Genomic DNA, 10,056 nt, shown 5'->3' with positions numbered 1-10,056 from the left:
GTGGCCGCTTCATTGGGATTGCTGGGTGCATCCATGCACCCAGCCCTTCCGCGCTTGCGCGCTCCAGGGCCAGACGTTCGTCTGTCCGGATTCGCTCCTGGCGAATCCGTCGAACCCCCGTCGGGGGTTCTCGTCCGCCCATCAGGCCAGATAAAAAGAAAAGGGCCGCCCGATGGGCAGCCCTTTTCTTTTTATCTGGCGGAGAGGGGGACTGCCATAGATCCGTCCAAGGAAATCCAGTGGCATCGAAAATTCATATATTAGCCATTTAATTTCAATGACTTGCATGGAACATCATCCAGCACCGTCCAGCAACACCCATCACCACCCAACACGAAATGGCATACCAGATGGCATACTGAATGGCATACCAGATGGCATACTAGGCACGCATGGCACTGCTAACCGACATCAAAGCTCGAAGCATCACTCCCGGAAGCGCAGCACTGCCACACGGCGGAGTTACTGGCCTGAGTCTGCTTCCTTCACGCACACAGAAGGGCCAAGGCAAGTGGGTCTTGCGCTACGTAAGCCCTGTCACTGGCAAGCGGCGCAACGCCGGCCTAGGCAGCTACCCGCGCGTGGGCGTCGCTCTTGCCGGCAAGCTGGCTCGCGAGATGCGCGAAGAGATTGCACTGGGGCAAGACCCCCTGGCGATCAAGGAGACACCTGTAGCCGCACCGGTGATGCCATCCTTCCAAGAGGCAGCAAAACAGGTACACGCTGAACTTAAGCCAGGCTGGAAGAATGCCAAGCACGCACAGCAGTGGATCAACACACTTACCGAATACGTTTTCCCCAAGATCGGCTCCCTACCGATGGATCAACTTCAGCCTCGTCATATGGCCGATGTCTTGCGCCCGATCTGGCTGGAAAAAGCGGAGACCGCTTCCAGGGTAAAGCAGCGTTTGCATGCCGTGATGGCCTGGGGCTGGGCACACGGGTTCAACCAAGCCAACCCCGTGGATGTAGTCACACATCTGTTGCCGGTACAACCCAGCAAGACGGTCAGACAAGAGCATCAACCGGCCATGCCCTGGACCGACATCCCGGCGTTTGTCAAAACCAGACTGGTGGATACGAACGAGCTAGATGTCACCAAACGTGCGCTGCTGTTTTTGATCTTGACCGCCGCGCGCTCTGGCGAAGTCAGGGGAATGACTTGGGATGAGGTCAATTTGCGCAACAAAGTCTGGATCATTCCTGCCGATCGCATGAAAGCCAGCCAGACCCATCGAGTCCCACTCTCTGAGCAAGCCATCACTTTGCTGCAGGTACAGGCAGGCAAGCACGATCGTCTGGTCTTCCCATCGATCCAGTCCCGAACAGTCCTCTCGGACATGACCCTAACTGCACTATTGCGCCGCCTGAAGGCCCAGAGCGATAGCGACAAGCGGATAGCCACCGCGCACGGCTTCCGGTCAAGCTTTCGCGACTGGTGCAGCGAGGAAGGCTATGCTCGGGATCTTGCTGAACGCGCGCTGGCCCACACTGTCAAAAACAAGGTCGAAGCTGCCTATCACCGCACCGATCTGCTGGAGCAACGACGCCCCATGATGCAGGCATGGGCTGATTTCATCCTCCCCAGACCTGCTCCGGACTGCTCTAGTCAGCCCATAGACCGACACGAATAGTGTTCAAGACATCCGGCCTCGACTCAATCTCTGGATCTCCCACGACAAGTTGAACAGGGCTCTACCCCCATCTCACTACGATGGGGGTGGACAGACGGGCAGATGGGAAGTAGTAATATTACTAACACAACTCCCAGCGCGCCACAGCTCACGGCTTTGGCCATCGACGCCCATGAAAACCTTGCCTGTGACAGTCTGGCCTGTCCGGGACGCCTCATCGTCCCTACCTCTACCCGTTCTCGGTAGCACTGCCGCCTGCGGCTTCCCCAGTCCTGCTGAAGACTTCTTCCGGGAAGAGGATCGCTTGGATCTCAATGCCAAGCTGGCACCCAACCCACCAGCAACGTTCCTGGTACAGGCCGACTGCGGCGGCGCTGCACCTTCGAACGGCAGGTAACGGAGCTGCAAGTACGGGACGCACTGATCAACCGCTCCAGCCAATTGGGCGGACCGAAGATGCAACAAAGCCTCACGTCGATGCAAAACTGAACCGCTCCGACTTTCTTGGAGGCACTGGATTTGATTCAGGCCAATTTGGCCTGACCGGCTTGCTGCCGATAGTAAGCCGCTTCGGCTTCCGCTGGCGGGATGTTCCCGATCGGCCCCAGCAGTCATTGGTGGTTGTACCAGTACACCCAGTCCAGCGTGGGGCCAGCTCCACCTGATCGCGATTGCGCCACGAATGCCGATGGATCACCTCGGCCTTGTACAGCCCATTGGTCGTCTCGGCCAGCGTGCTGCCATAGCTATCGTGCACGCTGCCCGCCGACAGTTCGACCCCGGCCTCGGCTAGTGTAGCGACCCATCGGTTCCTGCTCAGGTCATGCTACTAACAACCAAGCAGTTGGACAGCGCCGCCAAACGAAGTGGTCACAGCAGCCAGCCAGTTGGACTCTTGGCATGGCACCGATGTCCGCTTTCGGCCAGAAGCGGTCATTCTGAAAAGGCCACTCGACTACTACGATGGCCAAGCACCCGTCCTAGATCATGGGGATCGTTCACGTGTCCCAGCGGGGTATAGGAATAGGACGAACGGAAGGTCTCGTAGAAGAGGACCACGGTCTTCGAGCCATAGAGCATCAGATCGCCGTTCCGGATCGTGCCGGGATGGCTTGCATCGGTGGGCAATGCTTGCGGCAAGTCGACGTGTTTCTCGTTGCCGTTGAGCTCGGCCATCTCCAATGTCAAGGGGAGCCGGGCCGCGAATGCCCGCGCGGCATCGGTATCCGCCAACGTGATAGAGAAGCGATGTTCGCCGATGGTCATCCACATGCGGGCTCTCTCCTGTGTGGCAGGTACTTCGATGACCTCTTGAACATTCCCGACAGGTTCCTTTCGCTCACTGGCATTGCAGCCTCCCAGTATCAACAGGCCGAGCACCAGCAGGCTCGCTTGCCGCAACAGCCGCAATGTGGAACGAGCATCGTTAAACGCGAGGGGCCGCCTATTAACCATTGCTCAAGCGGCCCGTCCGGCCGACGCGCGCGACGTCAGCAACGTCAGGAAGGCACCGAGCAGAAGAACCACTGCGCTCGCCACGAACGTGCTTCGGTAGCCGCTGCCGTCGAACAACATCCCGCCCACGGTGGAGCCCAATGCGATCGCCAACTGGATCACGGCGACCATCAGGCCGCCACCGGCTTCGGCATCCTCCTCCGGCATCGCATCCGCGATCCAGCTCCACCAGCCGACGGGTGCCGCAGTGGCCAGAAGTCCCCACAACGCGAAGAGAACTGCAACTGGCCACATCCAAGCACCCAAGGGGATCAACGCGAGCGCGATTGCCGCCATCAGAACAGGAATGACGATCAGGATGCGATACAGGCCCCCCTTGAGGAAGGTGCCAATCATCGCCGTACCGATGAAGCCGGCGATCCCGATCGCGAGCAGGATCAGGGACAGCGTGGACACATCCACGCGAGTCACCGTTTCCAGGAAGGGCCGCACATACGTGAACAGCGTGAACTGCCCCATGAAGAACGCACCGCAGGCGGCCATCCCAAGCACCACGGTGCGACGCTTGAACAGACGGAATACATTGCCGGAGCCGTCGGCGCGCTCGGCGGCCATGGACGGCAAGCTGATCCACTGCCAGATGAAGGCGACGGCAGCCACCGGGATCAGGCAGAAGAAGGCGCCGCGCCAGCCGACCACCGAACCCAAGTGGCTGCCCAGCGGCGCCGCGATCACGGTCGCCAACGCGTTGCCGCCATTGAAGACTGCCAACGCGCGCGGCACCTGCGCGGTCGGCACCAGACGTATCGCGGTGGCGGCCGACATCGACCAGAAACCGCCGATCACCACGCCGATCAGTGCGCGTCCCGCCAGGTAGACGACATAGTTCGGCGCCAGCGCGACCACCGCACCGGACACGGCCATCAGTCCGGTCAGCGCCAGCAGCAGGGTTTTGCGGTTCATGCTGCCGGCCAGCGTGGAAATCGACAGGCTGGTGATCACTGCGAACGCGCCGGAGATGGCGATGCCATAGCCCGCCAGCCCTTCGCTGACGTGCAGGTCGGCGGCCATCGGCGTCAGCAGGCTCACGGGCATGAACTCCGACGCGATCAGCGCGAACACGCACAGCGTCATGGCGAGCACACCGCCCCAGTGGGCGGGGCGCGCCGTGGCCTCGTATTGGCCGGTGACTGCCGGAACGTCCATCAACGTGGTCATTGCGCGGCCAGGTTCTGCCGGAAGAAGGCCGTCAGCTTGTCAAACGGAATCACGTCCACGCGGTCGTACAGGTCCGCGAGGGCCGCGCTGATGGATGATCAGGTCAGGCAGTAGGTGGCGGTCGTTGATGACAAGCCGCCTTAGTCCCTCGTCAATAATTGCTGAAAGCTCTGCGCGGTTCATGGATGTGAGCCTCGCTGGTAAAACGGCTCCACGCCGCTCGCAGTTACGAAATCCGGTATTCCTTGAATCGGATCAAACAGCGTCAGATCGATCGCGATCTCCGGTGGTGATCGCTGAAGCTCGGCGTGTATCGATGTCATGCACGCACGCGCTGCCCGTTCCGCCTGGTCCGGCGCTACGCCCAGTACGATCAGCAGCGAGACGGCTTCCCGATCCGCTTCAGGAGCCGTTTGGATCAGGTATGCCGAAGTCACGGACTTTTGCTGTGTCAATGTGCGCGTCAGCACCGGGATCAGCCAGGAAGGCGGTCGGTCCGGGGAACCCCACCAGAGCGGCTCGCCAGTCCACGAGTCTTTCCGGACCGGAGCGATCGCTCCCGTGGTCAACAGGGATTCGATCTCTTCCGGGTACAGCACGGCGCCGCCATCATTCGGGTTGAGCATCAAGGTGGCTCCACGCGTCATTTCGAGCAGTTCGCGGCCCGTGAAGGTCACGATTCGCGCCGAGTGACCCGCGGCGACGGCCGCTTTGGACTGGGAGGTAAAAAATGGCAGGGCGTCGAGCTTGCCGCCACGCTCGAACACGGAGGCGAGCGTCAAAGTCAGTTCAGCGCCACTCAAACCGCTGGCATCGCCTGTGCCAAGCGCGTTCTCAATAGTACTGCCGGCCACATACGCGGGCCGCAGTGACGCGCGTTCAAGCTCGGCCGCGAACGCTTCGCTTCGCGGACCGAAGAGGCGCAGGTCAGGATGGGATCTGGAAACGCGCTCGAACGCGTCGTCCAGGGTCAAACGGTCGGCGGCGGCGGCGGCCGGCCAGGCCACGGCACAGGCCGCGACGCACACGGCCAGGGCCGTGAGTCGCAATTGCATGGGAGTTCTCCGGGTGAAGCAAAAGGCTGAAGGGATGGCTGGTAGGCCGGTCGCGCCTTACGCCTGGATCGGAGGTCGGAACGGAGCACCCCGGCGCAACTGCAACGTAGGCGCAGTTGTAACGTCCATAGGGCGTGGCTCACTCGCGGCAACCCAGTCGACTCCGGGGTTCACCATGTCAAAACTGACCGCCTGCCCACAACAGTGAGCTACGTGGAGCAGGGTATGCAGGAATTCCGTCGCCTCACCGTCCCCGGACTCTGTCGCGTCCTGGTGTCCGATGCGGTCAAGATGCGGAACGACCTCTTCCGGGTGATCAAGCAGCTCGTGAAGATCCCCAGTTGCTGCAAGCACCGGCTGCACCACCACGCAGAGCGCGAACAGGCCTAGCAGGGCTGCTCGAAACCAAGGATTGCGACGGTGGGGCCGAGTCATCGCAGAATCCTAGCGACAGGAGGAGGGGTTATACAATCTCAGAGGGTCGACACGGCAGAGATGGGACATTGTGGCACCGCAAGTGTAGCCAAGAACGCACCATGCATAAGCGCGTGCGCGGCGCCTTTTCTTTCGCTCCGTTCACCGGCGGATCCTGGGCCTTGCTGTGTATTCATCTAGCGCTTACATCCTCACGTATACTCGGCGCATGTCTCTGCGCGCACTCCTGATGCGGTTGTTTCTGATCGTGGCCGTACTGGTCAACGGTCCCGGGGTCGCAGGTGCTTCTATGCATATGCACGCCGAGCACATGCGCGATTCAATGGGTCACGCCCCGGCCATGACCGCGACACATATGGCTGAGAGCATGGCCGCCTGCCACGGCGCCGCGGCGATCACTCCAGCAGAGCTGGACCAGCATCCACTGGCCGCTGGTCAGTCCGAGGCAGCGCCGCCATCAGACGATTGCTGTGAGAGGGGCAACTGCTGCGCTTGTATGCATCACTGTTACGCGGCAGTGGATGGGCCCGCGCTTGCCGACATTACCGTCCGTTACCGGCAGATCGCCGAACCGTTGTTGTCAGTGCATGCGTCCGCTGCACTGACCAATCTCTTCCGACCTCCGATCGGCTAAGTGTCGCCACGCGCCTCCTGAGGCGCGGATTTACCCTGCCTGCGGTTCCGCACTGGGTAACGCTCGCTCCGCGAGCACTCGACATTTTTTTCCGGGAGTTCCCATGTCATCCGATTCTTTCGGCCGTGCCGAGGGGCTGCTTGCCCCTTCCCGGCGCCGCTTTGTCCAAGGTCTCGCCTTTGGCGGCGCCGCCGCCGCCCTAGGCCTGTGGCCCCGTTTGAGTTGGGCCGTGCAAGCCCAAGGTGTACCCAATGTGCTTTCAGGCACCGACTTCGACCTGACCATCGGCGAGACGCCGATGAACTTCACTGGCGCCACGCGCCCTGCGATCACGGTCAACGGATCGATTCCCGCGCCGCTGCTGCGCTTGCGCGAAGGCACCACGGTCAACCTGCGGGTCCGCAATGCCCTGCCCCCCGGCTCCATCCATGGCGACCAGGCGTCAATCCACTGGCACGGCATCCTGTTGCCGGCCGACATGGACGGCGTACCAGGGCTGAGCTTCAATGGCATCAACCGTGGCGAGACCTACCAGTACCGGTTCAACGTCGTGCAGAACGGTACCTACTGGTATCACAGTCACTCCGGCTTCCAGGAGCAAGCGGGGCTCTATGGCCCGCTGGTGATCGAGCCTTTGGAGCCCGAGCCCTTCGCATATGACCGCGATTACGTGGTCATGCTGACCGACTGGACCGACCTCGATCCGAAGCGCCTGTTCGCCAGGCTCAAGAAGCGGTCTGACTTCGACAACTTCTCCAAGCAGACGGTCGGCGACTTCTTCGACGACGTGAAGCAGCACGGCCTGGCCGCTACGGTCGAGGACCGCAAGATGTGGGGCCAGATGCGGATGACGCCAACTGACCTGTCGGACGTCAATGGCAACACCTACACCTTCCTGATGAATGGCACGACTTCGCTCGGCAACTGGACCGGGCTGTTCCGGTCGGGCGAGAAGGTCCGCCTCCGTTTCATCAACGGGTCGGCAATGACGTACTTCGATGTGCGCATCCCGGGCCTGAAGATGACGGTGGTCGCGGCCGATGGACAGTACGTCCGCCCGGTCACGGTCGATGAGTTCCGCATCGCCACCGCTGAAACGTTCGACGTCATTGTCGAGCCGACCGGGCAGGATGCGTTCACCATTTTTGCCCAGGACAGCGGCCGCACGGGATACATCAGCGGAACACTCGCCGTCAGGGAAGGCTTGCGGGCGCCCGTGCCCAACCTCGATCCCAAGCCGATCCTGACCATGGACGACATGGGACACGGTGGAATGGGCGGCGGCGGTCATGATATGTCCTCGATGTCACACGGTGCGATGACCGGTGGTGCCATGGCGGGAATGGACCACAGCGGCCACGACATGTCATCGATGGCCGGAGGCGCGGCAGCCGGCGGGAGCATGGCGGGGATGGATCACGGTGCCGGCGGAATGCAGGAACACCCTGCAAGCGAAACCGGCAATCCGCTCGTTGACATGCAGACGATGGCGCCCGCGCCCAAGCTGGATGACCCGGGCATCGGGCTACGCGACAACGGCCGACGCGTACTGACCTACGGCGATCTGCGCAGCACGTTCCCCGACCCCGACGGGCGCGCGCCCGGCCGCACGGTCGAGCTGCACCTGACCGGTCACATGGAGCGCTTTGCATGGTCGTTCGATGGAGTGAAGTTCGCTGACGCCGAACCCCTGCGTCTGAAGTACGGCGAGCGCATGCGAGTCGTCTTGGTCAACGACACGATGATGTCGCACCCGATCCATCTGCACGGCATGTGGAGCGACCTCGAGGACGAGTCCGGCAACTTCATGGTGCGCAAGCACACCATCGACATGCCGCCTGGTACGAAGCGGGCCTTTCGCGTGCGCGCCGACGCGCTGGGTCGCTGGGCGTTCCATTGCCACCTGCTTTACCACATGGAAGCCGGCATGTTCCGCGAAGTGCGGGTGGAGGAATGAACGCCATGATCCTTTCCAGTCGCCACCCCCTGGCCATCGGCCTGACGTCCGTACTCGTTCTTGCAACTGGTTGCGCCCCGGCGTGGGCGCAGGAGACGGACCACGCCGCACACCATCCGGCAGCCAAGCCGGCTGCGTCACCATCGTCGCCAAGGCCCGCGGATCCGCACGCCGGCCATCTACCGACTTCACCGGACAAGAGTTCCGACGATCACGGGACGATGAACCACGGGAACATGCGGCACGGAGCTGCGAATCCTGCCGACAGCGAACACACCGGGATGGACCACTCCACGATGGACCACTCCACGATGGACCACTCCACGATGGATCACTCCGGGATGGATCACTCCGGGATGGATCACTCCGGGATGGATCACTCAGGGATGGATCACTCCGGAATGGATCACTCCGGCATGGATCACTCGGGCATGGATCACGCTTCCATGGGCCATCAACCTGGTGTCAGCGAGGACCTGCCGCCGACGGCCGAGCCGCGCGAGCCAATCCCGGTTGTCACGCCGACAGATCGGGCTGCGGCGTTCCCGGACCTCGACGAGCACCTGATGCATGGTGAATCGATCAATTCCTACTGGGCGCTTGACCGGCTAGAGGCGTGGGACGCGGAGGAGGACGGCACCGGCATGGCCTGGGAAGCACAAGGCTGGGTGGGTTCCGACTTGAACCGGCTCTGGCTGCGCAGCGAGGGCGAGCGTGCAGGTGGATCCACCGAGTCGGCGGATGTGGAAGTGCTGTACGGCCGAGCGATCGCCCGATGGTGGGACGCAGTCGCCGGTGTCCGCCATGACTTCGCCTTCGGCGGCGGGCCGTCGCGCACCTATGCCGCGCTCGGTGTGATCGGTCTTGCGCCGTACAAATTCGAAGTCTCCGCGACGGCCTACCTAGGCGAGTCCGGTCAGCTCGGGGTAGGTGCGGAAGCCGAATACGAAATGCTGTTCACCAACCGGCTGATCGGCCAGTGGCTGGTCGAGGGCGAGGCCTGGAGCAAGGACGATCCGGCGGTGGGAATCGGCAGTGGGCTGAGCAAGGTCGAAGCCGGTTTCCGCTTGCGCTACGAGTTCCATCGACAGTTCGCGCCCTATGTCGGCGTGGTCTGGGAGCGTGCTTACGGCGGAACCGCAGACCTCCGTCGCGCAGCATCAGGCGATGTTGACGACACCCGGATTGTGGCGGGCGTCCGCATCTGGTTCTGACAGGAACTGGCATTGAGCCAGCGTACGCAAGGCTGGCTGAAGTTTCTTCAGCGACACACACACCACTGATTTCGGAGTTCACGCATGAACGTAACACCCGTCACCCTCGCCCTCGCACTGGCATTTGCCGTTGTGTCGCCCGCTATGGCGCAGACAACCCAGGCGCATGCACATCACCCCGCCACTGCGGCAGCGGCGAACGTGGATGTTCCTGCCGCCGCCACGGCCGCCGTCGCCGTGGTAGAGCGGTTCAACACCGCACTGTCCAGCGAAGACCTGGCAACGGTCGGATCCCTGCTCGCTCCTGACGTCCTCATCCTCGAGTCCGGTGGTGCCGAGCACAGCCGCGAGGAATATCTGGGCCACCACGCCATCAGCGACGCGGCGTTCCTCAAGGACGCCCATCGACAGTTGCTCCGTCAGCGCGCACGCGCCGCTGGCGAGTTCGCATGGG

At 62.3% G+C, this 10,056-nt stretch carries 9 protein-coding genes and 1 pseudogene; 6 read left to right on the top strand and 4 right to left on the bottom strand.

What is annotated here, in order from left to right:
* Nucleotides 1-392: 392 nt before the first annotated feature.
* Nucleotides 393-1,634, top strand: coding sequence for a site-specific integrase (locus tag OC373_RS18330; protein ID WP_261998245.1), 1,242 nt, complete (start codon nt 393-395; stop codon nt 1,632-1,634).
* Nucleotides 1,635-2,158: 524 nt separating this feature from the next.
* Here the strand turns inward: OC373_RS18330 and OC373_RS18325 are convergent.
* The 4 genes and pseudogenes from OC373_RS18325 to OC373_RS18310 all read right to left on the bottom strand — a co-directional run.
* Nucleotides 2,159-2,427, bottom strand: a pseudogene (locus OC373_RS18325) (integrase core domain-containing protein); the annotation flags it as partial.
* Nucleotides 2,428-2,567: 140 nt separating this feature from the next.
* A complete protein-coding gene (locus OC373_RS18320) occupies nt 2,568-2,906 on the bottom strand; it encodes a cyclophilin-like fold protein (RefSeq protein ID WP_261998244.1) in 339 nt (112 codons plus the stop codon).
* Nucleotides 2,907-3,092: 186 nt separating this feature from the next.
* Nucleotides 3,093-4,307: an MFS transporter gene (locus OC373_RS18315; RefSeq protein ID WP_004146589.1), complete on the bottom strand. Its 1,215-nt coding sequence runs from the start codon at nt 4,305-4,307 to the stop codon at nt 3,093-3,095.
* A gap of 179 nt (nt 4,308-4,486) precedes the next feature.
* Nucleotides 4,487-5,362: an enhanced serine sensitivity protein SseB C-terminal domain-containing protein gene (locus tag OC373_RS18310; protein WP_261998243.1), complete on the bottom strand. Its 876-nt coding sequence runs from the start codon at nt 5,360-5,362 to the stop codon at nt 4,487-4,489.
* A gap of 225 nt (nt 5,363-5,587) precedes the next feature.
* On the opposite strand from OC373_RS18310, the gene OC373_RS18305 reads away from it, so the two are divergent.
* From OC373_RS18305 to OC373_RS18285, 5 genes are all read left to right on the top strand, one after another.
* A complete protein-coding gene (locus tag OC373_RS18305) occupies nt 5,588-5,752 on the top strand; it encodes a hypothetical protein (RefSeq protein ID WP_180834352.1) in 165 nt (54 codons plus the stop codon).
* A 253-nt stretch (nt 5,753-6,005) separates the two neighbouring features.
* Nucleotides 6,006-6,431 carry a CopL family metal-binding regulatory protein gene (locus tag OC373_RS18300; RefSeq protein WP_261998242.1) on the top strand — a complete coding sequence of 142 codons (426 nt, stop codon included), beginning with the start codon at nt 6,006-6,008 and terminating at the stop codon, nt 6,429-6,431.
* A gap of 103 nt (nt 6,432-6,534) precedes the next feature.
* A complete protein-coding gene (locus tag OC373_RS18295; protein WP_261998241.1) occupies nt 6,535-8,388 on the top strand; it encodes a copper resistance system multicopper oxidase in 1,854 nt (617 codons plus the stop codon).
* Nucleotides 8,385-9,602 carry a copper resistance protein B gene (locus tag OC373_RS18290; RefSeq protein ID WP_261998240.1) on the top strand — a complete coding sequence of 406 codons (1,218 nt, stop codon included), beginning with the start codon at nt 8,385-8,387 and terminating at the stop codon, nt 9,600-9,602. Before OC373_RS18295 ends, OC373_RS18290 begins: the two co-directional genes overlap by 4 nt.
* Before the next feature lie 84 nt (nt 9,603-9,686).
* The coding region (locus tag OC373_RS18285) for a nuclear transport factor 2 family protein (RefSeq protein ID WP_261998239.1) at nt 9,687-10,056 on the top strand (370 nt) is incomplete at its 3' end.

Origin of the sequence: Stenotrophomonas sp. Ste96, from assembly GCF_024519495.1 — a bacterium.
Classification (GTDB): domain Bacteria; phylum Pseudomonadota; class Gammaproteobacteria; order Xanthomonadales; family Xanthomonadaceae; genus Stenotrophomonas; species Stenotrophomonas bentonitica_A.
Note: the sequence above shows the minus strand (reverse complement) of the source record. Positions and strands in the feature narration are given on the sequence as shown.